The following is a 23,953-nucleotide window of genomic DNA, read 5'->3' on the forward strand; positions in this document are numbered from 1 at the left end:
CTCAGGTGTTTTGTTCAGGCTGGCCGGACTGCCGCGGCGCGCGCCGCCAGAAATCAAAAAAATTGAACCAGTTGTAAGGCGCGCTGCGGCAGTATTGCGCCATCAGTGCAGCATAGCGCGTCATGGCAGATTGCACCGCCGCTGTGCGGCCGCGCGAAGGCAGCGTCGAGAAATCCGCCAGAGGTTCGAAATGAATGTCATAACGATTGCCGCCGCGGTACAGCCCCGTCATGAACAACACGGGGCGTTTCAGGATGGCGGCCATGCGAAAAGGACCCAGCGGCAGCTCGGCGGCGTCTCCGAGGAACTCGATGGAATAGGTGTCGTCCTTACCCAGTGACCGGTCACCCAGCATGCCAACGACGGCACCCTCATCCAGCAGTTCGTGCACCCTGATCATGGAATCGATATGTCCCAATGCCACGACGTCCAGTTGCGCTTTGGGATTGATGGCGCCCATCGCCGCGTTAATTTTTCGCGCATTTTCCTCGTACATCACCATGGCAATGCGCAGGCCCGGTTGCTGGCGCCCGATGGCCCGCAGTACTTCAAAACTGCCCAGATGGGCACCGATGAGGAACACGCCTCTTCCGTCAGCCACCACCTTGTCGATCAGTTGCTGGTTGTGCACCTGGATATCAAACAGCTCGAAGCGGTCGTTCAGCAGGTAAACACGGTCGTGAATGGCAGAAGCAAAACTCAGGAAATGCCGGAACAGATGACGCCAGCCGACCGCAGCGGGCGACGGCAGGTCGAACACGCGCCGCAAATAGTTTCGTGACGTCCGGCGCGCCGCCGGCGCGAAAACGAGGAAATAGGCTGCAATCCCGTAAAGGACGATGCGGCTGGTGCTGCGGCCCAGGTTCAGCGATATCCAGGTCATGACACGCAGCATGAAGCCGTTGCTGCGTTCCGGGAGCTGCTGCCATTCGGCGCCTGATGTCGCATTGGCTCCGCGTGGCGTGTTCATGGCTGCGGCGATAACAGCAAGGTTCCGGTGGCCACTTTTCGGTCGCCGCTGGAAATGTCAAAGCGCGTGCTGCCGGTGGCGGTGGTGCTGCAGGAGATGGTCAGCGTCTCACCGGGCCCCACCGTGCTGAGGAATTTCGCCGAGCTGATCTGGCAGACCTCCGTGGCATGGCCGGTACGTGCGTGTTGTACCGCGTGTATGGCGGCGTCGAGCAACACCACACCGGGAACAATGGGTGTACCGGGGAAATGCCCGGCAAGCGCCGGATGGTCAGGGGCGATGGAAAACCGGGTTTCGCCCGGAACGGGAGATTTCTTTTGAAGATGGTTGCGCGCCAGGGTAACCAGCGTATCGCGCGGCAATTTCCCGGTGCTGTTGCGTGGCAGGCTGTCGAGCAGCACGAGGGGCCGCGGGATGAATATGGCGTCAACCCGCTCCCTCAGCGCCGCCAGAAGGGCCGGCGCCGTCAGGCCCGGTGCCACAACGAAAGCCATCAACCGGACCACGGTGTCGCCGGAACCCTCGTCCGGCATGAAGAAGGCGCCGTCCATCACGCCCGGTATGGCGTGGAGCTGATGGTTCAGGTAGCCCAGCGAGCTTCGCTTGCCCGCGATATTGATCAGGTCGGCAGTCCGGCCATGCAAAAGGAATTGTGTGTCCGACACCGATTCCAGTTCATCGGCCAGCGGGGTGGGTTGGTCGACGTGACCGCCTGAGGCCCAGGTCTGTCCTTGCCTGATGCTCAGCGTGACTTCTGGAAAAAGTGTCCACGCCACAGCCTCGGTCATGCGCCGTGTGGCGATTTGTCCCGTTTCGGTGGAGCCGTAGATTTCCAGCAGCGGGACTTGCAAGCGGGCTTCGGTGGCCAATGCCAGCTGGGGTGGCAAGGGAGCCGTGGCGGAAAGCACCAGGTCAACCTGCGGAATGTCCATGCCTGAAGCCAGCAGCGCTTTCAAATGCACGGGCGTGGTCACCAGCATGCGGGGGCGCCCCGCTTGCGCCAGTGCGGTGCAGATATCGGCCGGATAAAACGGATGGGCGGCAACCAGAATGGCACCACTTTGCAGCGGCAGCAACACGGTGGACTCGAAGCCGAACATGTGCTGCGGCGGCACCGTTGCCACGATGCTGTGCTTGCGGCCATCCAGCAAGCCGAGCCGGGCGGCTTCAGCCCGCGCGCTGCGAACCAGCCCGCCCCAGCTCTTGCGATGCGCCACCGGCGTACCGGTCGAGCCGGAGGTGAACATGATGGTGGCAATGCGCGATGCGGGAATTTGTGGAATATCGCACTGCATGCCAGTTGCGGTGCCCGGCGGACGTGGCGTCATCGCATCCGTCCAGCCCAGTAACGGCAAGGCCAGGGACTGCGGTTGGTCCGCGAGGCAGAACACGTCGGGTGCAAAGCTGCGGACCTGTTTCACCATTTCCGGCGTCAGCGTGGGTGGCAGCAGGCTGACCTTGTCTGCCAGCAGGGCGGCCGCCATACCCACGGCAAACCGGTAGCGGTCGGCGCAGACATTGAGAACATGCTTGCCTGTGGGCAGGGCCGCTGCAAGCTGCCTGACATCGGCCAGAAAATGTTCAACGGTAACGGCCTGGCCATGGCTGCAAGCCACAACGTCTTCAGCCCGGGTGTGCGAGATGAGCGGAAACGTCGTCATGGCCGGCGTGCGCGGCTTTCTGCGGAAGCCTGCCGGTAGGCACGAATCGCTTCCAGCGGACCGGCACGATCTGCTGCCGGCAATGCGTAGCAGCGGACTGCATATTCCGCCGCAAACATCAGTGCGAGCAGGGGAATACCCAGGAGGTTGGCAAAGGTGGACCAGACGGCAATGGGTGCCAGCCAGAACAGCAGCAATGAAAAGCCTGCAATGATTCCGAAATACAAGGCCCACGCCAAGGTGGCCGACCGCGTGTACGAAACAAGCGCAGGCGAAAGCTCGCCATGCACGATGCGGGCAAATTGCGCAATCATCGGTGTGCGCCCTTGCACGAGTGTCCGGCCGAAAGTTCCGCACAGCAGGGCATACGTGCCCGCATGCTGCAGCAGGAAAACCCAGTTGTAATGGGTGATCAGCCATTCCCTGAACAGATAAAACCCGAGGCAGGCCACACCACAAAGGGCCAGCATGACAGGGCGCTGCGGTGAACGCCAGGCCAGGACAACGGCCAGCACCAGCAGCGGAAGCACGGCGACCAGCGCCTCAAGCAAGCCCGGCGCCGTCGATGCCGCGGCCAGATGGGAAAGCACGGCGTAGCCGATTCCCAGAGCCGCGATGCCGCCCCAGCGACAGGCTTGGGTAAACCGTGTCGCCAGCACAGCTGTCACTGGGTTCGCCAGGCGGCAATATGGTCGCCCAGGCTTCGCAGCGAATGAAAGATGGCGTGGTTGTCTTCGTGGTCCGCCCTGAGCTGCAGGCCATAGTGCTTGGAGACAACCAGCGCAATTTCCAGGATGTCGATGGAATCCAGCCCCAAGCCGTCGCCGTAGAGCGGTTCGTCCGGTTGTACATCGTCGGCGCTCACCTCAAGGTTGAGGGCGCTCACCACCAGTTCCGCGACCTCGCGCAGCAAGGCTGCATCAGCCGATGTGGAAGAGGTTTTTACGGTGGATTCAGGCATAGTTTTATTACTAGTTATTACCGGGTGCGAAAACAGTTCGGTCGGGGCCGCTGCATGCATGCGACTCCCAGCGCAGTGCGGAAATTTTAGCTGAGGCCATACGGCTCAAGCCTTCATCGCGGCCTTTGCCTACAACGGCTGGTGCTAGAAGGGTGCGTCCGGTGTGGTGTCGGGGCGTGCCGCGGGGGCCTTGATCTTTTTGGCGGTCAGCTTTGGTTTGTCTGCGGGCTGGGCGGTGGCGTCGGCGGTCTCGGTGCTCACAGTGTCTTCCTGCAGGGCCTGCCGTACCGTGGCTTTGTCGCCGGCGCCGGCAAATTTGCTGTATTTGCCCAAAGTGGCCACCATCTGCCCGTAAATGCGCGGATTGCCGGCCACGCATTCGCCGTGGTCGATGAAGTCAGCCTCGCCGGTGAAGTTGCCGATCAGGCCGCCGGCCTCGGTGACCAGCAGTGAGCCGGCCGCCACATCCCAGGGCTTGAGGCCGGTTTCAAAAAAGCCGTCGCTGAAGCCCGCTGCCACGTAGGCCAGGTCCAGCGCCGCAGCGCCCGGGCGGCGCACGCCGGCGCACTGGCTCATGACTTCACCGAGCATGTTGAGATAGCTTTTGAGCTTGTCGCCGGGACGGTAAGGGAAGCCCGTCGAGATCAGGCATTCCTGCAGCCGGGTGCGCTTGGCTACACGGATGCGGCGGTCGTTCATGTAGGCGCCGCGGCCTTTGGTGGCGCAAAATATGTCGTTGCGGGTGGGGTCATACACCACGGCTTGCTCAACCTTGCCCTTGACAGCCAGCGCGATGCTGACGCAATAAACAGGAAAGCCGTGGATGAAGTTGGTGGTGCCGTCCAGCGGGTCGATGATCCACACGAAGTCGGAGTCTTTGGCGCCGTGCTCGCTACCGGATTCTTCGGCGAGGATGCCGTGGCCGGGGTAGGCGGTCAGCAGCGTTTCGATGATCGCGGCTTCAGCGGCCTGGTCGATCTCGGTGACAAAGTCGTTGGTCTGCTTGACCGATATGCGAACCGATTCGACGTCAAGCGCCGCACGGTTGATGATGGCGCCTGCAGCGCGCGCAGCCTTGATGGCCACGTTGAGCATGGGGTGGAGATTGCTGGACATAACTTGTAGGGAAGAGCGGAACGAACCGGCGCCGGCGATGCGGGCGGCGGGCAATGCCGGTATTTTCCCATAAACGCGAACCGTCCTTTCTTAACTCCTTACCAGGGTCGATATCGCGTCCCAATCGCCCGGGAATCTGTTCTAGGCGCCTTCCGCGATCAGGAAATCCGTGTCAGCGTGTTGCTGCCGGATTGCCCGGGCTGCCTGGTATTCGGGGCTGGCATAACAGGCCTGGGCGGTCGCCATGTCGGCGAACTCCACGACGACGTTGCGCTCGCGTGAGTTGCCCTCCATGCATTGGTACGTGCCGCCGCGCACCAGAAAGCGTGCGCCGAACTTCTCGAAGGCCGGCCGCGCCGCCGTGAGGTAACGAGGATATTCCTCGATATTGCGTACCGAGACGCGCACGATCCAATAAGCCTTTGCCATTCTTTGTTCCTTGGGTGGTGTGAAGTAATGAAGGCTGGACGATACGCGTGACAATTCATCTGAAAAATGAATAATAAAGATAATTAATATCTTCATAAGAGATCATGGAGCTGAGCGACCTGGTTATTTTTCGTGCCGTGGTGGAGGCGGGCGGTGTGACACGTGCCGCCGAGCGCTTGCACCGCGTGCAATCCAACATCACGACGCGTATCCGTCAGCTGGAAGAAAAGCTCGGCGTGCCGCTTTTTATCCGTGAGGGCAAGCGGCTGCACCTGTCGCCAGCTGGGCAGGTGTTGCTGGACTATGCCGGACGCCTGATCAGCCTGGCTGAGGAAGCACGCGATGCTGTGCAGGGAGGGCAGCCGCGCGGCGCATTTGTGCTCGGTGCCATGGAAAGCACTTCGGCTGTGCGGTTGCCGGCCCCTCTGAGCGATTTTGTGCGTCTCTATCCGGAAATCAGGCTCGCGCTTAAAACCGGCAACCCGCAGCAACTGGCCGCAGCTGTGCTGGCGGGGGAGATGGACGCGGCGCTGGTCACTGGGGCTATTGCGGAGGGTCCCTTTGAACGGGAGGCGATTTACACCGAGGAACTGGTCATTGTTGCGAGCGCCGGGCATCCGCCTGTCACGGCGACCCACAGCGAGCCGCCGCGTGCCATGGTGGCTTTTGAAAAGGGCTGCCCGCATCGCGCGCGGCTGGAAGCCTGGTACTTGCTGAAAAACAGCATGCCGGTGCAGACGATTGAAATCACGTCCTACCATGCCATGCTGGGCTGCGTGGTGGTGGGCATGGGCATTTCGCTGGTGCCGCGCAGCGTGCTGGCAACCTTTCCGGAGCGGGGCCGGCTCAGCATCCACGCATTGCCGCCGGGCAGCGATTGCGCCCAGACGGACCTGATCTGGCGCAAAGGGGCGAAGTCGCCGAAGGTGGAGGCATTGCTCCGCGTCCTGAAGCCGCCGGCATAGGACAATCCAGCTCCATGCACACGCGATTCATCCTGATCAATACCAGCCATGCGGGCAATGTGGGGGCCACGGCCCGTGCCATGAAAACCATGGGCTTTGACGACCTGGTGCTGGTGGCGCCGCGCTGGGCCAATGTGCTCAACCGCGAAGAAACCATCCAGCGGGCCAGCGGCGCGCTCGACGTGCTCAAAAACGCCCGTATCGTGGCCACCCTGGACGAAGCCGTGGACGGCATGGCGCACCTGTGCGCCACCGCCATGACGCCACGCGACTTTGGCCCGCCCACGCGGGCGCCGCGCCAGCACTTTGCGCAGCTGCTGGGTCGGGCAGGTCTGCTATCAAAAGAGGAGCTGCTCGCGCCCGTCACCATTGCCCAAAGACCCGATTCGGTTGCTTTTCTATTTGGTTCCGAGCGTTTTGGCATGCAGAACGAGGACGTTTACCGCTGCCATGTGGCGCTGAGTATTCCGACCGACCCGAAGTTCGGCTCGCTCAATCTGGGCGCCGCCGTGCAGCTGATCGCCTACGACTGGCGACAGGCGCTGGGCGGCTTCAGCGTGCAGCCGGCCACGGCCGAACCCACGCTGGCCGACGCGGCCGCAGTGGCGGGCATGCTCAGGCACTGGGAAGAGGCCTTGACCGGCATCGGCTTTCTGGATCCGGCCTCGCCCAAAAAACTGATGCCGCGCCTGAACCAGCTGTTCAACCGCGCGCAGCTCAGCCCCGAGGAAATCCACATCCTGCGCGGCGTGGCCAAAGCCATGCTGCAGAAGGCCTCTGAAGCCAGGGGCAAAAGCGTGGTCCCAGCAAGCAGTTCACAGCCTCAGTAGACTTCGCCTATGTTTTCCCGACTCCGCTCAGACATCCAGTGCATTCTCGACCGCGATCCTGCCGCCCGTACGGCCTGGGAAGCACTGACCTGCTACCCCGGCGTGCATGCGCAGGTGTTGCACCGCCGGGCGCATTGGTGCTGGAACCACGGTTTCAAGTGGCTGGGCCGTTTCATTTCGCATTTTTCGCGCTGGGTAACAGGCATTGAAATACACCCTGGCGCCAAAATTGGTGAACGTGTGTTTTTCGACCATGCCATGGGCGTCGTCATTGGCGAAACCGCGGAAATCGGTGATGGTTGCACGATCTACCAGGGCGTGACCCTGGGCGGTACCTCGCTGTACAAAGGCACCAAACGCCACCCGACACTGGGCCGCGATGTGGTGGTGAGTGCGGGAGCCAAGGTGCTTGGCGGTTTCCTGGTGGGTGACGGCGCCAAGATTGGCAGCAACGCAGTGGTGATCAAGCCGGTTCCGGCAGGCGCCACGGCGGTGGGCATCCCGGCGCGCATCATTCCCTCCAAGACCGGGGAAAGCGCCGACGTCACCATTACCCAGTTTTCGGCTTATGGCATCACGCAGGAGGATGACCCGCTGTCGCAAGCCATGCGCGGGCTGATCGACAGCGCCGCCGGCCAGGAGCACCAGATCGCCCTGCTGTGGCAAGCGATTGAGAAACTCTCCGGACCGCAGACGGCCATGAGCAAGGATTGCGTGCCGCAGGACGCCGCGCTTACGGAAACCTTTGAAGCCGACAAGCTCAATCAGCTGGTCGGTAAATAAGGCGGTGAGACAGGCAGGCGAATAAGACGGGCAAAAAAAAGGAAGGGCGAGCCCTTCCTTTTTTGTTTTCGCCGGTGGGCTTCAGTTGATCAGGCGAAGCGCGAAAGGCACACGGAAGGCCTTGCCGTTGGAGGCGCCCAGCGCGCCCATGACACAGAACACCAGGTGGCAGATGCCCAGCGCCGCGAACACCAGAAAGCCGATCAGCACAAAGGTCAGGATCATTGCCGCCACATAGCCGATGGTCGCGGTGATCGACCAGTTCAGCGCTTCCTTGGACTGGTCCAGGATATAGGCGTCGTCCTTTTTCACCAGGTAGACAATCAGCCCCGGAATGAAACCCAGAAACAGGGTTCCGATCCAGATCAGCACGGCGGTGTTTTTCGATTCCTTGCTCGGCGTTTCAATCAGGTCGTCCATCTCAGCTCCTCGTGTTGTAAAGCCCGAATACTACGTGAGAAAGAGGCCAGGCCCAAACCGGCGGGCGGCAAGGTTCAGCGCGGCGGGCGCACCGCGCTTTTGGGCCTGAACGCCCGGCACACCGCTTCATCGGTTTCCAGGTAAGGGCCGCCGATCAGGTCGATGCAATAAGGCACGGCCGCGAAGATGCCCGCCACAGACTGGGAACCGTCGGCGTTTTTCAATCCTTCGAGGGTTTCCGCAATCGATTTGGGCTGGCCCGGCAGGTTCATGATCAGGCATTTGTCGCGTATGACGGCGCACTGGCGCGACAAAATGGCTGTGGGCACAAACTTCAGGCTGATCTGCCGCATCTGCTCGCCAAAACCCGGCATTTCCTTGTGGGCAACAGCCAGCGTGGCTTCGGGCGTCACGTCGCGCAGCGCGGGGCCAGTGCCGCCGGTCGTCAGCACGAGCGAGCAGCCGGTGTCGACCAACTCAATCAATGCGGCGCTGATACCCGCCTGCTCGTCGGGGATCAGGCGCTCTTCAAAGGTGATGGGGTTGCGCAGGGCGCGGGTGAGCCAGTCCTTGAGTGCCGGCAGGCCTTTGTCGACATAGACGCCGGCGGATGCGCGGTCGCTGACCGAGACAATACCAATCTTCACCGCGTCAAAGGCGCTGCTCACGCTTCTGGCTCCTCGCCATCTTCAGGACCTCGAGCCATGCCTTGCCTGACCAGCTGGAAAATCTCGCGGTAGGACTTGCCGTGGCGCGGTGCTTCGCCGGGTTTTTCGGGCTTGGCATCCTTGCGGGCCTGGCGGACCAGCGCGCGCAGTTGCTGGGAGTCGGTGCCGGGGTGTTCTTCGAGCCAGGCACCCAGCGCGGCGTCGTCGGCGATCAGCTTGTCGCGCCATTGCTCGGCCAGGTGCAGGGCCAGCGTCAGGTCGGCCGATCCGTTGAGCTGCTCGTTGATCGCTTCGCGGATGGGGTCAGGGTCCAGCGGGCGCATCAGCTTGCCGATGAACTGCATCTGGCGGCGCCTGCCCTCGAAGTTCGTGATCTTTTTTGCGTCGGCAATTGCGTCGCGCAGCTTGTCGGGCAGGTCCAGGCGCGCCATCAAATCGGCGCGCAGCGTCAGCAGCGCTTCACCGAGCGCCTGTTTTTCGTCGGCCTCGGCCTTGAGCTGGGTTTTGCTGGGCGGGCCGACTTCTTCAAGCGCGATTTCCTCGGGTTTGACGAAGCGGCCGTTGGACCAGTAGCCCTTGATGGCCTTGGGAGTCTTGTTGTTCATAGCAGTCAGTATCATAGCTACCCATATGACCCAAAAAGCTTCCTCTCGCGCCAGCGGCGCAACACGCAGTGCTTCCCGCCCCGTCCCGGGCCCCAAGAGCCAGTCAGGCCAGCCCGAATCCGGTTTCAGCTACCACCGTGATTTTTTCGAGGAACTCGTCGACAGCGCCCTTGGCCATGCCAAAAAACTGGGGGCCACCGATGCCGCCGCGGAAGCCTCCGAAGGCTGCGGGCTCTCAGTCAGCGTGCGCAAGGGCGAGCTTGAAAACGTCGAGCGCAACCGCGACAAGTCGTTGGGCATCACCGTCTACATTGGCAAAAAGCGCGGCAATGCCGCCACCAGCGACTTCTCCAAAGCGGCGATCGAGCAGACCGTGAAAGCGGCTTACGACATCGCGCGGTTCACGGCGGAAGACGAAACCTCCGGCCTGCCCGATGACCGCGACATCGCGCGCGTGCATCCGGCGCTCGACCTCTTTCACCCCTGGTCCATCAATTCGGAAGAAGCCGCCCAGCTCGCCCTGCAGTGCGAAGCCGCCGCCCTGAGTACCAGCCGCCTGATCACCAACAGCGAAGGCGCCGGTGTGTCGGCGCAGCAAAGCCATTTTTTCAGTGCGCATACCAAGGGCTTTCGCGGCGGTTACGCCAGTTCGCGCCACAGCATTTCGGTGGCGCCGATTGCCGGCAAGGGCGACCAGATGCAGCGAGATGCCTGGTACAGCTCCATGCGTGACGCCGGTGAATTGGCGGCCCCCGAAGCGGTAGGCCGCTATGCCGCCGAGCGTGCACTGGCACGGCTCAAGAGCCGCAAAATCCCGACCACGCAATGCCCGGTGCTGTTTGAGTCGCCGCTGGCTGCGGGCCTGCTGGGCGGCTTTGTGCAGGCCGTGAGCGGCGGTGCGCTGTACCGCAAAAGCACCTTCCTGGCCGACAGCCTGGGCAAGCCGGCTTTTCCCAAACACATCGACATCGCCGAAGATCCGCACCTGCGCAAGGGCAAAGGCAGCGCACCTTTTGACGAAGAGGGCGTGAAGACCAAGGCGCGCCAGGTGGTGGAGGCGGGCCGCGTCGAGGGCTACTTCCTGAGCACCTATTCGGCCCGCAAGCTGGGCATGCGCACCACCGGCAACGCAGGTGGCTCACACAACCTGATCATGACCAGCCGCAACACCCGCAAGGGCGACGACCTGGACGCCATGCTGCGCAAGCTGGGCCGCGGCCTTTTTGTGACCGAACTGATGGGGCAGGGCGTGAACTATGTGACGGGCGACTACTCACGCGGCGCTTCGGGTTTCTGGGTCGAGAATGGCCGCATCGCCTTTCCGGTCGAGGAAATCACGATTGCGGGCAACCTCAAGGACATGCTGATGGGCATTGAGGCGGTGGGTGCGGACGCCTACAACTACGGCGCCAAAACCGTGGGCTCGATTCTCGTCAACCGGATGAAGGTCGCCGGGAGTTAGGGCCCCCACGCTTTTCACTTCGTGTAATGCGCTGCCCCCCGAGGGGGCGCCCCGCCTGCGGCCCGGCGAAGCCGGTTCCGCGGCTCGGACTGGCCTAAGAGGGGTGTAACCGCCGGCTGCTCTGTTTAGCCCGCCAGCGCGGCCTTCACCGCTGCCGAGACCTGGCCCATGTCGGCTTTGCCGGCGAGTTTGGCTTTCACTGCGCCCATGACCTTGCCCATGTCGCCGGGGCCGGTGGCGCCCAGTTCGGCGACGATGGCTTTCACGGCGGCGGCGACTTCGTCGGCGCTCAGGCGCGCGGGCAGGTAGGCCTGCAGCACGACCAGCTCGGCTGCTTCCTTGTCGGCCAGGTCCTTGCGCTCAGCCTTCTGGAAAGCTTCGAGCGAGTCCTTGCGCTGCTTGATCAGCTTATCGACGATGGCGACCACGGCTGCGTCGTCCAGCACCACGCGCTCATCGACCTCTTTTTGCTTGAGGGCGGCCAGCAGCAGGCGGATGGTGCCCAGGCGCTCGCTGTCCTTGGCGCGCATGGCGGTCTTCATGTCTTCGGTGATCTGGTCTTTGAGTGCTGACATTGGTGATGCTCCTGAAGCGAATAGGGTGGGGGTGGCGCATTGCGCCAAAAACACAAAAGCCCGCAGAGCGTCCTCGTGCGGGCTTTTTGTTGCCGTGAGGCGGTACTAAAGATTAGTACAGCTTTTTCGGCAATTGCATCGAGCGGATACGCTTGTAGTTGCGCTTGACGGCGGCTGCCTTCTTGCGCTTGCGCTCTGCCGTTGGTTTTTCGTAAAACTCGCGGGCGCGCAGGTCGGTCAGCAGGCCGAGTTTTTCAATGGTGCGCTTGAAACGGCGCAGAGCCACGTCGAAGGGCTCATTGTCTTTTACACGGATGGTGGTCATTGTTCAGTTGATCCAAAAGGTGCGCCTTAATTGATCTGATCAGGATCAGGCCAGGCGCGGGTTTGCTAGCAAAGCCTTGGATTATATACCACCCCCACGCTTGTCACTTCGTGTACTGCGCTGCCCCCCGAGGGGGCGCTGCGCCTGCGGCCCGGCGAAGCCGGTTCCGCGGCCCTGGCTTGCATGAAACCCTGGGGCTGGGGCTGTGTTTTGTGGCCTTTTTGGTCCTATTCGGCTACCGCGCGGGCGGCCAGCGCCCCCGCGCAGGCGTGGGCGCTGGCCCAGGCCCACTGGAAGTTGTAACCGCCAAGCCAGCCGGTCACGTCGACGACTTCGCCGATGAAATAGAGGCCTGGCTGCTTCGATTCCAGGGTCTGGGAGGATAAATCGCGGGTGTCTACGCCGCCAACGGTGACTTCGGCCTTTTTGTAGCCTTCGGAGCCGTTGGGGGTGAGTTCCCAGTCGGCCAGGCGTTGCGCAAGGGCCAGCAAGGCCTTGTCGGTGGCTTCGCTGATGGGGCGCTGCAGCGCAGGGTCCTGGCTGACCCACGCGTCGGCCAGGCGGCTGGGCACCAGGGTGGCGAGTTCGTTGGCGATCAGTTTTTTGGAGGTGGCCTTGGCGCGCAGCAGCAGGGCCGGAAGGTCCACGCCGGGTGCCAGGTTGATGCGGATGGGCTGGCCTTCGCGCCAGAAGCTGGAGATTTGCAGGACTGCCGGGCCGCTCAGGCCGCGGTGGGTGAAGAGCAGGTCTTCCGAAAAAACCACGGCCTTTTTGCGTTGCTTGGGCGTCGCGTCGGCGGGGCTGGTCTCGATGAGCACCGGCAGCGCCAGGCCTGCCAGCTGGGCATAGGGCGCCCAGGCTTCGCCGTCAAAGGTGAGGGGTACCAGTGCCGCGCGGGGCTCGACCAGGCGCAGCCCGAACTGCTTGGCGATGCGGTAGCCGAAATCGGTGGCGCCAATCTTCGGGATCGACAGGCCGCCGGTGGCGATGACCACTTGCGGCGCTTCGACCGGCCCGCGATCGCTCTCAATTTGATAGCTGCTGGCGCCTGTTCCGTCTGGGCTGGAGCCGTATTTGATGCTTTTTATGGCGCAGGGTTGCCAGCGCGTCACGTGCCCGGCATCGCACTCGACCAGCAGCATATTGATGATGTCTTCGGCCGAGCGGTCGCAAAACAGCTGGCCCTTGTGCTTCTCATGAAACGGGATGCCATGGCGCTGCAGCAGTTCGATGAAGTCCTGCGGGGTGTAGCGCGACAGGGCCGAGCGGCAAAAGTGCGGGTTCTCGCTCAGGAAGTTGGCGGGCGTGGCGTCGCGGTTGGTGAAGTTGCAGCGGCCACCGCCCGAGATCCGGATCTTCTCGGCGACCTTTTCGCTGTGATCGACCAGCAGCACTTTCAAGCCGCGCTGGCCCGCCTGGGCCGCGCAAAACAGGCCGGCAGCACCCGCGCCAATCACAACCACATCGAATTGATGTGTCAAATCAGCCTCTGGGTCAATGTGAACGGGCGCAAGCAGCTATAAAAACCATAGCAAATCATCGAGCGCTTCAACCTTTCCAGGTGAAAGGAAACTTCAGCTGCTTCAAAAAGCCATTCGGCACGTAGTCGCCCAGCACGCCGTAGCGCTCCGGCCAGAGCCGGGTGCTTTTCACGGCTGTGCCGAAGAGGTAGTCGATGAAGGCATAGTGGGCCGAGTAATTGCGATCCAGTGCTTCCTGGTCCTGGCTATGGTGCCAGTGGTGGAAGTTGGGCGTGACGATGACGTAGCGCAGCGGGCCGAGGCGCACGCTCACGTTGGCATGGTTGAAGACCGCCTGGAAGCCGACGATGACGATGTAGGCGTCGATCACTTCCTTGGAAAAACCCAGCACGTAGATGGGTGCCAGGATGAGCGTGCGGGTGATCAAGAGCTCCAGTATGTGCTGGCGCGAGCCGGCGAGCCAGTCCATGCTTTTGGCGCTGTGATGCACTGCGTGCAGGCGCCACAGCACCGGCACCTCGTGGTAGGCGCGGTGGGTCCAGTACTGCACCAGGTCGGCCACAAGAACGATCAGCAACACGCCACCCCAGAAGGGCAGGCCCTGCACCCAGCCGCGTATGCCGTCGTTGGCGGCCCAGCCGAAGAACTTGTGCACCAGCAGGTTGGTCGCCAGCAGCACAAAGCCCACGATCATGTGGTTGACGATGAAGTGGTGAAAGTCGGTTTGCCATTCGGCGCGAAACACCGGCTGCTCCTTGCGCAGCGCAAACAGCTTTTCAATGAAGATGAAGATCAGCGAGGAGCCCAGCAGGTCGAGGATGAACCAGTCCAGGCCGATGTAAGGCGTGTTGTCGGCGAAGTCGTTCACCGGCACCTTGTGCCCGCCCAGCAGCGCGGTGGCCACCACCAGCAAAAAGGCGGCGCCGGCCAGCCAGCGCGAGCGGTTGAAGATGATGTTGACCAGCGAGATGCCGCCGGCAATCACCAGCGAGGTGAACATCACGATGCGGATCACGTCGACGTTGTAGCTTTTGCGCAATTCCGGTGTGGTGAGGTATTCGGGGAAGTGAAAGGCCAACACGCCCAGGAAGCACAGCACACCCAGGCTGAGGGCGATCACTCCGCTCATGAGGCCCTTGCCGCGGCGCAGCTCGCCGTGGCTTTCCGTCAGTTCATTGAGTTTTTCAAGCATCGCCCATTCCCCCTGCTGTTGTTTTGACTTCGGGGAGTGTAGCCGCGCACCGTGCCGGCAGAGGCGGGGCTGCGGCCAGGCGGCAGGAACTCAGGCTGCGCGTACCGCGTGCGGGTGGCTGGCGGCCAGTGCGACGCCGCTGATCACGTCGCCCACGACGATCACGGCCGGGCTGGCCATGCCGGCCTGACCAAGCGCCTGCGCGAGCGTGCCCAGCGTGGCGGTGATGTGGCGCTGGCCCGGCAATGAGGCGTTCTGCACCACGGCGACCGGTGTCGAGGCTGGCAAGCCGGAGAGAAGTTCGTCCTGGATGCGCTCCGCGCCGCTGACACCCATATAAATCACCAGTGTGAGGCGTGCGCTGTGCGCGGTGGCGGCCAGGGCCTTCCAGTCGGTGCCGGTGTCGCCGGGTTTGGCATGCCCGGTGACAAACACCACGCCATGCGCATGCTCGCGGTGCGTGAGCGGCACGCCCAGCGAAGTGACGGCGGCCAGGCCGGCGGTGATGCCGTTGATGATTTCCACCTCAATGCCCGCTGCGCGCAGGTGCTCGACCTCTTCGCCGCCGCGGCCAAAGATGAATGGGTCGCCGCCCTTGAGCCGCACGACCTCTTCGCCTTCGCGCGCGGCCATCAGCATGAGCTTTTCAATAAAGGCCTGGGGTGTGGACTTGCAGCCGCCGCGCTTGCCCACGTACACGACGCGGGCTTCGGGCCGCGCAAACGCCACGATTTCGTCGCTGACGAGGTCGTCCACCAGCAGCACGGTGGCGCGCTGGATGGCTTTCAGGGCCTTGAGGGTCAGCAGTTCCGGGTCGCCGGGGCCGGCGCCTACCAAAGTGACTTTTCCGTTGTTCATGATGTCGTAATGTGAGGCAGCTTGATTTGAGGGAGCAACTGCAAGATATGTTCCACTTGCCGTGCAATCGAAGGCGGCACAGGCACGCCGCCTGCCAGCACGGCGCGAATGTAGTCCGCTGTGGTGGCGGCGTCCACTGTTTTGGGAAAGTCGGGGATGGAGGCGAGCGTGCCGGCCTGGGTTTCTTGCAGGAGTGAGCGCTGCCCGCCGATAAAGGCGTCCATCTGCGGCATGCGGCGCGCGTCGGCCACCACTTCGCCTTCGGTGCCACGCAGCAGCAATGCATTGGCGCCCGTCAGCTCAAAGGTCTGCGCCATCGACACAGCGTATTCCGGGTGCGTGTAGCTGCTCACCACCAGGCTCTTGCCCAGGCAGGGCGTCATGATCTTGACCAGGCTGTGCGCCGGGTTGCGCAGGCCTACGGCGCGGCGCACGTCCAGGAGGCGCTTTAACGCAGGCAGCAGCAGCTCGGTCGGTGCAAAGGCCACTTCGCCGTTTGCTATCTTATTAATAGCAGCTTGCGCTCGTATGTCAAGGGCCAGGAGCACTTCTGATGCAAAAACCCGGCTCGATTCGGTGGGTGTGCCGTGGATAAGCACCGGAACGCCTTCACGCGCCAGCAACAGCGCCAGCAGCGGCGTGAGCACCGGCAGCTTGCGGGCGCCGTTGTAGCTGGGCAGCACCACCGTGGGGCTGTCGCCGGCGGGCAGATGATTGAGGCGCTGGTGCAGCGCATCGAGGAAACCCGCCATCTCTTCGGGCGTTTCACCCTTGATGCGCATGGCCAGGCAAAAGCCGCCGATTTCCAGATCAGTCACGGTGCCGTCGAGCACCTGACCCATCAGGTCCGTAGCCTGCTCGCGTGACAAAGCGCGGGCGCCATCCTTGCCGCGACCGATTTCCTTGATGTATTGGCTAATGCCCATAAGCGTGATTGTCCGCCAATGCAGATAACTTCTTGTTATGAGCTTAAGCCACTTGCCGGATAGGGATCACGGTACGGGGTGCTGAAGGCGGCGCGTCGTTGCGCGATGACCGCACCCGGCGTTTGAGTTCGGGCACACAGGAGCCGCAATTGGTGCCGCACTTCAGCGTGGATTGCAGCGAGGCCAGGCGCTCTTCATCAGTGCCCAGATGGCCGGCGCCGCCACCACCGGCCACTAACAGCGACAAGTGCTCGTCGATGGCCATGTCGCTGACGTTAAAGCAGGTGCACACCGGCTTGCCGCGCGACTGCACCGCCACCGGTGGCTTGGCGCCGGGCAGCAGCAACAGGCGTCCATACGATTGCGCGGCCAGCTCGTCCTGCAGCAAGGTTTTGATCCAGGCCTGGGCGCTGGTGTCGCCCGCCAGTACAAAGCCGGCGAGGTGGACGTCGCCTTCGCTGCGCATCAGTCGCATGGTGCGGCGCTGGCCTTTTTTGCGGTCGGCGTAGCGCAGCACATCGGCCGCATCCAACCCGAGAATGCGTTCCAGCGCGGCCAGTGTTTCGTCAGGCGGCGCCTCATGGCTGGCCGCGCGAAACAGCACGCCGGTGCGTTCGAGGCTGCGGTCGGCCAGCGGTGTGTTGTTGGAAAACGGCACGCAGCTGGTGAAGGGAAATTGCGCCATCAGCGGCTTGAGCTGCTCACGCGCCGCCAGCGCATCGCCCTCGGGCAACCAGGCCATCGCTAGCAGCGTCCACGGCATTTCGGCTTTCAGGATCTTCACCGCTGCGTGCTTGAGCTCGGGCTGTTTGGAGCTCGGGCAATAAGCCGACGTGGTCAGCGCATTGACGCCTGCCAGCGGCGTGCCGCCGGTCGACTGACCGCTTAAATACTCTTCGCCCCAGTGCATGGCCATGAAAGCCTGGCTTACTGCCACTTCAGGTGAAGACTGCAGCGGCACCACGATGGAGCCACGCTTGGACGTGACATGCACCAGATCGCCGTCTTTCAGCAGGCGCCGCGCCATGTCCTGCACGTTCATTTGAATCGAGGGCTCGGCCACGTGGCCGAACAAGCGCCCCAGCGTGCCGGTGCGGCTCATGCCGTGCCACTGGTCGCGCAGCCGGCCGGTGGTAAGCGAAAACGGATAACGCGATTCGCGCGGCTCGGCTACCGGCTTGTAGACCGTGTTGACAAAGCGGGCCTTGCCGTCGGCGGTGGGGAACACGCCGTCTTCATACAGCCGCACTTTGCCCGCCGTGTCGCCCGTCTTGAAGGGCCACTGTTGCGGTGCGGCGTCGAGCAGTGCGTAACTCAAGCCGGTGATGTCGAGGTCGCGGCCGCGGGTGGATTCGCGGTGCTCGTTCCAGATGGTTTCCGCGCCTGATGCTTCCTCGGCCAGCGAATAGGGGAAGAGGGTGGCGCCGGCTGCCGCGCGGCTGGGCAGCAGCTTTTCAAGCCGCAGTGCAAAGTCCACCGCGATGGACCAGTCGTGGCGTGTCTGGCCTGGCGCAGCCACGGCCGGCCGCACGCGGCTGATGCGGCGCTCGCTGTTGGTCACCGTGCCGATCTTTTCACCCCAGGTCGTGGCCGGCAGCAGCAGGTCGGCGTAGTCGCAGCTAGACGTGGTGGAAAAAGCCTCCTGCACGATCACCAGCTCGGCGCGCTCCATGGCGCGGCGTACGGTGGCCTGGTCGGGCATGGACTGGGCCGGGTTGGTGCAGGCAATCCACAATGCCTTGATCTCGCCATCGGCCGCAGCCTGGAACATTTCAACAGCTGTCTTGCCCGGTGTCTCTGGCACTGATGGCACGCCCCACAGCGCAGCGACTTCGGCGCGGTGATCGGGGTTGGCCAGGTCGCGGTGCGCGCTCAGCAGGTTGGCCAGGCCGCCCACTTCGCGTCCGCCCATGGCATTGGGCTGCCCCGTCAATGAAAAGGGGCCGGCGCCCGGTTTGCCGATCTGGCCTGTGGCCAGGTGGAGGTTGATGAGTGCGGCATTCTTGGCGGTGCCGCTGCTGGACTGGTTCAGGCCCTGGCAGTACAGGCTCAGCGTGGTGGCCGAGGTGGCGAAGAGTTTGGCCGCGGCCAGCAGGTCTTCTTTTTTGATGCCGCAGGTTTCGGCCACCAGGTCGGGCGTGTAGTCGCGCACCGTGGCCTTGAGCGCGTCAAAGCCCGTGGTGTGCGCCGCAATGTAAGCGGCGTCCGTCCAGCCTTCCCACAGCATGATGTGCAGCATGCCGTTGAAGAGCGACACATCGGTGCCCGGCTGTATGCCCAGGTAGAGGTCGGCGATCTCGGCCGTGTCGGTGCGGCGCGGGTCGCAAAAAATGATCTTCATCGCCGGGTTGGCTGCCTTGGCGTCTTCAATGCGGCGAAACAGGATGGGGTGCGCGTAGGCCGTGTTGCTGCCGACAATGAAAATGCACTGGGCGTGGTTCACGTCGTCGTAGCACGCCGGCGGCGCGTCGGCGCCAAGCGTCTGCTTGTAGCCCGCCACTGCGCTGCTCATGCACAGGCGCGAGTTGGTGTCGACGTTGTTGGTGCCGATCAGGCCCTTGGCCAGCTTGTTGAAGACGTAATAGTCTTCCGTCAGCAATTGGCCTGAAATGTAAAAACCGACTGCATCGGGCCCATGCTCGCGGATGATCTGCGCAAAGCTTTCGCTGGCAAAGCCGAGCGCATTGTCCCAGGACACCGGCTTGGGCGCTTCATGCCGATGTTCGCGCCGCATCGGCTGCAGCAAGCGCGTCTGTCGCGTAACGGATGCCGTCGCGGTGAGCGCCAGCGTCGAGCCCTTGGTGCACAGCCGCCCGAAATTGGCCGGGTGTTCCGGGTCACCGCGTACCCCGGTGATTTCGTCGCCCTGCGATTCAATGATGACGCCGCAGCCGACACCGCAATAGGGGCAGGTTGACCGGGTCTCAGCCATGATGGACGAAGCCAAGGCTGCGGCCTTTGTCGTGCATCGCAAAGCGATCAACAGCATGAGCTGTTAGATCGCAGCCGACACCGCAATACGGGCAAGTTGATCGGGTATCAGTCATGAATGTTCAGGGAGCCTTCGCGTTTATTCCGGTGATGCGGCTTATGCCGTGTGAGGCGCCTGCACGCTGAAGCTTTCGTCGCCCAATGCGCCACTGGTTGCACCCGGGCCGGCGCGAGGGGGCTGCAAATCCAGCGCCAGCGTGTCCAGCTCGACAGCGTCCAGGAAGACCTGGCCTGTTTCTACCTTGCAGGTGAATTTGGGCGTGCAGCCTTCGTCGGGCTGCTTGGCGCAGCCGTCCGCCAGGCCTATGGTCCAGTTGTGCAGGGGACAGGCCACGCTGGTGCCGAACACGATGCCCTGCGACAGCGGGCCGCCCTTGTGCGGGCAGCGGTCCAGCAGCGCAAACACCTGGTCCTGGTCATTGCGGAACACGGCCACATCAATACCTTTGGCGCGTGAGACACGTCGCGAGCCGAGCACCGGGATGTCGGTGACCAGGCAGATTTTTTTCCATTCAGACATAGTGATCTCTCAATTCGGGCTTAAGACGGGCAGCCGGTCAGGCGGGCGTGAGTTTTTCGAACTGACGGGCGTCCACCGACGCTTCTTTCAGGTCAAACCAGGGGTCCGGCTCGCCGTCCAGCGCAAACTGCAACTGCTCCCACAGGGCTTTGCGGCCTTCGTGGTCTTCCAGGATTTTTTTCTTCACATAGTCCAGGCCGACACGATTGACGTAATGCACCGTGCGCTCGAGGTACCAGCCTTCCTGGCGGTAGAGCTCGCAGAAGGCGCCGGTGTATTCGAGCACCTCGGCCGCGGTCTTGAGCTTGGTGAAGAAGTGGGCCACTTCCGTCTTGATGCCGCCGTTGCCGGCGATGTACATCTCCCAGCCCGAATCGACGCCGATGATGCCGACGTCCTTGATGCCGGACTCGGCGCAGTTGCGCGGGCAACCGCTCACGGCAAACTTGACCTTGTGCGGTGCATACATGCGCCACATGGCGCGCTCCAGGTCCTTGCCCATTTGCGTGCTGTCCTGCGTGCCCATGCGGCACCATTCGCTGCCCACGCAGGTTTTCACCGTGCGCAGGGCCTTGGCGTAGGCGTGGCCCGAAGGCATGCCGATGTCTTTCCAGACGTTTTGCAGGTCTTCCTTTTTCACGCCCAGCAAGTCGATTCGCTGACCGCCTGTCACCTTGACGGTCGGGATCTTGTATTTGTCGACTGCATCCGCAATGCGGCGCAACTCGCTGGCCGTGGTTTCGCCGCCCCACATGCGCGGGATGACGCTGTAGGTACCGTCTTTCTGGATGTTGGCGTGGCTGCGTTCGTTGATGAAGCGGCTTTGCGGGTCGTCCTTGGCCTGCTTGGGCCAGGTGCTGATCAGGTAGTAGTTGACGGCAGGGCGGCAGGTGGCGCAGCCGTTGGGCGTCTTCCAGTCCATGAACTTGAAGGTGTCCGAGATGCTCAGCAGCTTGTTGGCGCGGATGGCGTCACGCACCGCCTGGTGGCCGTGGTCGGTGCAGGCGCACATGGCCTTGAGCTTGGGCGTGGCCGAGTAGTCGCCGCCCGCGGTGAACATCAGGATCTGCTCCACCAGCCCGGTGCAGGAGCCGCACGAGGCGCTGGCCTTGGTGTGCTTGCGCACTTCGTCAAGCGTGAAAAGGCCTTTTTCCTTGATGGCCTTGCAGATCGTGCCCTTGTTGACGCCGTTGCAGCCGCAGACTTCGGCGTCGTCGGCCATCAGTGCGGCCTTGTTCTGGCCTTCGTGGCCGGCGTCGCCGAGGTTGGACTCTCCGAAAATCAGCTTGTCGCGGATGTCGGCCACACTGCGGCCATCACGCAGCAGCTTGAAGTAGTAGCTGCCGTCCACGGTGTCGCCGTAAAGGCAGGCGCCGATGAGTTTGTCGTCCTTGATGACGAGTTTTTTGTAGACGCCGCCGAAGGGGTCGCTCATCACGATTTCTTCAGCGCCGCTACCACCCATGAATTCGCCGGCGCTGAAAAGGTCGATGCCGGTGACTTTCAGTTTGGTGGACGTGAGCGAACCGGAATAACGGCCTATGCCGAACTGCGCCAGGTGGTTGGCCGCAACCTTGGCCTGTTCGAACAGCGGAGCCACCAGGCCATAGGCAATGCCGCGGTGGGCTGCGCATTCGCCGACCGAGTAGATGCGCGCATCGGTGACGGTCTGCATGGTGTCGTTGACCACGATGCCCTTGTTGCAGTGCAGGCGCATGGATTCCGCGAGCTGTGTGTTCGGCCGGATGCCGACTGCCATGACCACGAGGTCAGTGGCCACTTCCGTGCCATCCTTGAATTTGATCGAGGTCACGCGGCCGTCTTCACCACCCACCAGTTCCTGCGTCTGCGCGCCGATCATGAACTTGAGGCCGCGGTCTTCCAGGGATTTTTGCAGCAGCTTGCCCGCCACGTCGTCAAGCTGGCGCTCCATCAGCCAGGGCATGACGTGCACCACGGTGACTTCCATGCCGCGCAGCATCAGGCCGTTGGCCGCTTCCAGGCCCAGCAGCCCGCCGCCGATGACCACCGCTTTTTTGTACTTCTGGGCTGTGGCGATCATCTCGTTGGTGTCGGCGATGTCGCGGTAGGCAATCACGCCCTTGAGGTCTTTGCCGGGCACGGGCAGGATGAAGGGGTTGGAGCCGGTGCACATCAGCAGGCGGTCGTATTCCTCTTCGGTGCCGTCTTCGGCGCGGACCACGCGCTTGATGCGGTCCACTTCAACCACTTTTTTGCCGGCATGCAGCGTGATGTGGTTGTCCTTGTACCAGTCCCAGCTGTTCAGCACGATTTCGTCGAGCGTCTGCTCACCGGCCAGCACGGGGCTGAGCAGGATGCGGTTGTAGTTGGGATGGGGCTCGGCGCCGAAGACCGTGATGTCGTAGAGGTCGGGGGCGACCTTGAGCAGCTCCTCAAGGGTGCGAACGCCGGCCATGCCATTGCCGACCATCACCAGTTTTGATTTTTTCATGGGGCTACTCCAGATTGATTCGATGTCATGTTCAAGGTCCAATGTGCAAGCGTCATGCCACGGCGAACGCGGCAGCAGATGGGCAACGGGCGGGCAGAGCGGCGTAAATGGCCTCGGCGCCAGGATGAGGCGCAGCAACGCAGCGGTAGTTCGCCAACACCAGCGGATCTGTCTGATTTGTCAAAAATTGAGTGGAAATCATGATGCTCTCTCCCGGAAAAACAGGGATCCGGGCTGTCAACCCGGTATGAGGCACACCATTACGCACGTCGTTGTGCGCAGAACCCGCAGTGCATTCGCTAAGGTTGGGCGCGTCGTTACGCCCGCTGCAAATGACGCAAGACTTGTGCCATATCATTGGGATTCGCAGCTTTCCCGGCACCGGCGTGGCGGTGGCATGGCCTGCGACTTGCGAACCATGTCGCTGTTCCCCGCTTAACCCCTTGATTTGTATGACCTCCGCATTGGTAAATCTGAACGGCCCCGGTGGCGCACATCCCCTGGTTTCAGACCTGGAGGCCGCTGGCATCCAGGTGCTGGGGCCTGTGGGTGAGCGCAGCAAACTGGTGCAGGAAGTGCTCCGGCAGGCCCCCGATGTGGTGATTTGCCATGACCCGCTTCCGGGTGATGAGCTTTTCAAGGCCTTGCAACTGCTGGCTGACACGGCGCCGTGTCCCGTCATTGTTTTCACCAGCGACACAGACGCGGGAAAGATCACACGGGCCACCGAGGTGGGTGTTCATGCCTATGTGGTCAACGGTTATGGTGCGCAGCGCCTGCGGCCCCTCATTCACCTCGCCAAGGCGCGTTTTACCCGCGAGCAGGCCCTGCGTGCCCAGGTGCAGGAGGCTGCCAGCCGGCTTGAAGAGCGCAAGGCGGTGGACCGGGCCAAAGGTATTTTGATGCGGGCCCGGCAGATGTCGGACGACGACGCTTTCCATATTTTGCGGACCGCTTCCATGCATACCAACCAGCGGCTGGGGCAGGTGTCGGAGCACATCATCCATTCGGCGCGCTTCGCTGAGGATGTCAACCGTTCCGGCCAGTTGCGCATGTTGTCGCAGCGGCTGGTCAAGCTTGCCCTGTTGCAGCTGGCGGGGGTGCAGGCCGCCCGGGCCAAAGAGCTGCTGAAAGAGTCGGTGCTGCGCATCGACGCCAACCTGGTTTCGCTGGGGAAAAGCCTTTCGCAGCCCACCTTTGGAGACCTGCTGGGGCAGGTATCCATTACCTGGGGGCGGCTCAAGATTGCCCTGCAGGACACGCCCGCTGCTGGCAGCATGGCTCACCTGGATGAACTGGCAGACCTGCTTTTGCAGGACGCCGAGCGCATGACCAGCAGCCTGGAGAGCGCCGGCGCAATGCCTCCCTTGCAGATGTTGAATCTGGCCGGCCGTCAGCGCATGCTGAGCCAGCGTTTTGCCAAATATGCCCTGCTCAGGGCCACGGGTGGCAAGGCAACGCTGGCCCGCAGCGAGGCCGGCATGGCCGAGTCCCAGGCGGCATTCGAGCAGGCCTTGCAGTACCTGAACGACATTCCACTGACCAGCAAGGACATCCGCCTGTCGCTGGACCGGGCGGCCATCAGCTGGCAGCACATGCGCGAGGGCGCGGTTTCCATGGACAAAGACCCCCGTCGCCTGGAGAGCCTGGCGACGGCCAGCGAAGACCTCCTCGACGTCTTTGAGCAGCTGTCGGCCCAGTACGAACACAGCATGCAAATGCTGGTGGGCTAGGGCCTGCAC

25 protein-coding genes are annotated in these 23,953 nt (G+C 62.8%); 5 read left to right on the plus strand and 20 right to left on the minus strand.

Features of this window, described 5'->3' with window-relative positions; genetic code table 11:
- Position 1: 1 nt before the first annotated feature.
- The 6 genes from AC1DYQ_RS09885 to AC1DYQ_RS09910 form a co-directional block, all read right to left on the minus strand.
- Positions 2-970, minus strand: a complete 969-nt coding sequence (locus AC1DYQ_RS09885; RefSeq protein ID WP_477686654.1) for an LpxL/LpxP family acyltransferase — start codon at positions 968-970, stop codon at positions 2-4.
- A complete protein-coding gene (locus AC1DYQ_RS09890) occupies positions 967-2,631 on the minus strand; it encodes an AMP-binding protein (protein WP_477686655.1) in 1,665 nt (554 codons plus the stop codon). The genes AC1DYQ_RS09885 and AC1DYQ_RS09890 overlap by 4 nt, the downstream gene beginning before the upstream one ends.
- On the minus strand, positions 2,628-3,299 hold the full coding sequence (locus AC1DYQ_RS09895) for a COG4648 family protein (RefSeq protein WP_457279105.1): 672 nt from the start codon (positions 3,297-3,299) through the stop codon (positions 2,628-2,630). Before AC1DYQ_RS09895 ends, AC1DYQ_RS09890 begins: the two co-directional genes overlap by 4 nt.
- Positions 3,296-3,592 (minus strand): phosphopantetheine-binding protein, encoded by a 297-nt coding sequence (locus AC1DYQ_RS09900; protein WP_457279104.1) that lies wholly within the window; start codon positions 3,590-3,592, stop codon positions 3,296-3,298. The genes AC1DYQ_RS09895 and AC1DYQ_RS09900 overlap by 4 nt, the downstream gene beginning before the upstream one ends.
- A gap of 144 nt (positions 3,593-3,736) precedes the next feature.
- Positions 3,737-4,708 (minus strand): inositol monophosphatase family protein, encoded by a 972-nt coding sequence (locus tag AC1DYQ_RS09905; RefSeq protein WP_477686656.1) that lies wholly within the window; start codon positions 4,706-4,708, stop codon positions 3,737-3,739.
- Between the two features lie 141 nt (positions 4,709-4,849).
- Positions 4,850-5,137, minus strand: a complete 288-nt coding sequence (locus AC1DYQ_RS09910; RefSeq protein WP_477686657.1) for a DUF1330 domain-containing protein — start codon at positions 5,135-5,137, stop codon at positions 4,850-4,852.
- A gap of 104 nt (positions 5,138-5,241) precedes the next feature.
- Between AC1DYQ_RS09910 and AC1DYQ_RS09915 the strand changes: the two genes are divergently transcribed.
- From AC1DYQ_RS09915 to cysE, 3 genes are read left to right on the plus strand one after another with little or no spacing between them, the layout of a single operon-like run.
- The gene (locus AC1DYQ_RS09915) at positions 5,242-6,102 is read left to right on the plus strand and encodes a LysR family transcriptional regulator (protein WP_477686658.1); all 861 of its coding nucleotides are present in this window, start codon (positions 5,242-5,244) and stop codon (positions 6,100-6,102) included.
- A 14-nt stretch (positions 6,103-6,116) separates the two neighbouring features.
- Complete coding sequence (locus AC1DYQ_RS09920; RefSeq protein WP_477686659.1) at positions 6,117-6,932, plus strand: RNA methyltransferase; 816 nt, start codon at positions 6,117-6,119, stop codon at positions 6,930-6,932.
- Between the two features lie 9 nt (positions 6,933-6,941).
- On the plus strand, positions 6,942-7,715 hold the full coding sequence (cysE, locus tag AC1DYQ_RS09925; RefSeq protein ID WP_457279099.1) for a serine O-acetyltransferase: 774 nt from the start codon (positions 6,942-6,944) through the stop codon (positions 7,713-7,715).
- Positions 7,716-7,796: 81 nt separating this feature from the next.
- Here the strand turns inward: cysE and AC1DYQ_RS09930 are convergent, their stop codons facing one another.
- The 3 genes from AC1DYQ_RS09930 to yjgA form a co-directional block, all read right to left on the minus strand.
- Entirely contained in the window at positions 7,797-8,135 is a 339-nt protein-coding gene (locus AC1DYQ_RS09930; protein WP_477648091.1) for a DUF4870 domain-containing protein, read from the minus strand.
- Positions 8,136-8,209: 74 nt separating this feature from the next.
- Positions 8,210-8,803 carry a molybdopterin adenylyltransferase gene (gene mog / locus AC1DYQ_RS09935; protein WP_477686660.1) on the minus strand — a complete coding sequence of 198 codons (594 nt, stop codon included), beginning with the start codon at positions 8,801-8,803 and terminating at the stop codon, positions 8,210-8,212.
- On the minus strand, positions 8,800-9,408 hold the full coding sequence (gene yjgA / locus AC1DYQ_RS09940) for a ribosome biogenesis factor YjgA (protein WP_477686661.1): 609 nt from the start codon (positions 9,406-9,408) through the stop codon (positions 8,800-8,802). The genes mog and yjgA overlap by 4 nt, the downstream gene beginning before the upstream one ends.
- Before the next feature lie 25 nt (positions 9,409-9,433).
- Between yjgA and pmbA the strand changes: the two genes are divergently transcribed.
- Positions 9,434-10,870 (plus strand): metalloprotease PmbA, encoded by a 1,437-nt coding sequence (gene pmbA, locus AC1DYQ_RS09945; RefSeq protein ID WP_477686662.1) that lies wholly within the window; start codon positions 9,434-9,436, stop codon positions 10,868-10,870.
- Positions 10,871-10,995: 125 nt separating this feature from the next.
- Here pmbA and AC1DYQ_RS09950 read toward each other — a convergent pair whose 3' ends face one another.
- The 11 genes from AC1DYQ_RS09950 to AC1DYQ_RS10000 all read right to left on the minus strand — a co-directional run bounded on the left by AC1DYQ_RS09950 (position 10,996) and on the right by AC1DYQ_RS10000 (position 22,413).
- Positions 10,996-11,445 (minus strand): GatB/YqeY domain-containing protein, encoded by a 450-nt coding sequence (locus AC1DYQ_RS09950; RefSeq protein ID WP_477666378.1) that lies wholly within the window; start codon positions 11,443-11,445, stop codon positions 10,996-10,998.
- Between the two features lie 112 nt (positions 11,446-11,557).
- Entirely contained in the window at positions 11,558-11,770 is a 213-nt protein-coding gene (gene rpsU, locus AC1DYQ_RS09955) for a 30S ribosomal protein S21 (RefSeq protein ID WP_007872347.1), read from the minus strand.
- 227 nt (positions 11,771-11,997) lie between these two features.
- Entirely contained in the window at positions 11,998-13,251 is a 1,254-nt protein-coding gene (locus tag AC1DYQ_RS09960) for a BaiN/RdsA family NAD(P)/FAD-dependent oxidoreductase (protein ID WP_477686663.1), read from the minus strand.
- 67 nt (positions 13,252-13,318) lie between these two features.
- The gene (locus tag AC1DYQ_RS09965; protein ID WP_457279092.1) at positions 13,319-14,443 is read right to left on the minus strand and encodes a sterol desaturase family protein; all 1,125 of its coding nucleotides are present in this window, start codon (positions 14,441-14,443) and stop codon (positions 13,319-13,321) included.
- A 90-nt stretch (positions 14,444-14,533) separates the two neighbouring features.
- Positions 14,534-15,301 (minus strand): uroporphyrinogen-III C-methyltransferase, encoded by a 768-nt coding sequence (cobA, locus tag AC1DYQ_RS09970; protein ID WP_477686664.1) that lies wholly within the window; start codon positions 15,299-15,301, stop codon positions 14,534-14,536.
- Entirely contained in the window at positions 15,298-16,227 is a 930-nt protein-coding gene (gene ybiB / locus AC1DYQ_RS09975) for a DNA-binding protein YbiB (RefSeq protein ID WP_477686665.1), read from the minus strand. The genes cobA and ybiB overlap by 4 nt, the downstream gene beginning before the upstream one ends.
- A gap of 43 nt (positions 16,228-16,270) precedes the next feature.
- Positions 16,271-19,159 (minus strand): nitrate reductase, encoded by a 2,889-nt coding sequence (locus AC1DYQ_RS09980; protein WP_477686666.1) that lies wholly within the window; start codon positions 19,157-19,159, stop codon positions 16,271-16,273.
- Positions 19,152-19,274: a hypothetical protein gene (locus AC1DYQ_RS09985; RefSeq protein WP_457279087.1), complete on the minus strand. Its 123-nt coding sequence runs from the start codon at positions 19,272-19,274 to the stop codon at positions 19,152-19,154. The genes AC1DYQ_RS09980 and AC1DYQ_RS09985 overlap by 8 nt, the downstream gene beginning before the upstream one ends.
- A gap of 41 nt (positions 19,275-19,315) precedes the next feature.
- The gene (gene nirD, locus AC1DYQ_RS09990; protein ID WP_457279086.1) at positions 19,316-19,738 is read right to left on the minus strand and encodes a nitrite reductase small subunit NirD; all 423 of its coding nucleotides are present in this window, start codon (positions 19,736-19,738) and stop codon (positions 19,316-19,318) included.
- A gap of 37 nt (positions 19,739-19,775) precedes the next feature.
- Positions 19,776-22,211, minus strand: coding sequence for a nitrite reductase large subunit NirB (gene nirB / locus AC1DYQ_RS09995; protein ID WP_477671575.1), 2,436 nt, complete (start codon positions 22,209-22,211; stop codon positions 19,776-19,778).
- Positions 22,212-22,263: 52 nt separating this feature from the next.
- Positions 22,264-22,413 (minus strand): hypothetical protein, encoded by a 150-nt coding sequence (locus AC1DYQ_RS10000; protein ID WP_477686667.1) that lies wholly within the window; start codon positions 22,411-22,413, stop codon positions 22,264-22,266.
- 250 nt (positions 22,414-22,663) lie between these two features.
- Here AC1DYQ_RS10000 and AC1DYQ_RS10005 point away from each other — a divergent pair, with 250 nt between their 5' ends.
- A complete protein-coding gene (locus AC1DYQ_RS10005; RefSeq protein WP_477686668.1) occupies positions 22,664-23,944 on the plus strand; it encodes a type IV pili methyl-accepting chemotaxis transducer N-terminal domain-containing protein in 1,281 nt (426 codons plus the stop codon).
- Positions 23,945-23,953 lie beyond the last annotated feature (9 nt).

It is taken from the genome of Polaromonas sp. P1_F4 (genome assembly GCF_056405675.1).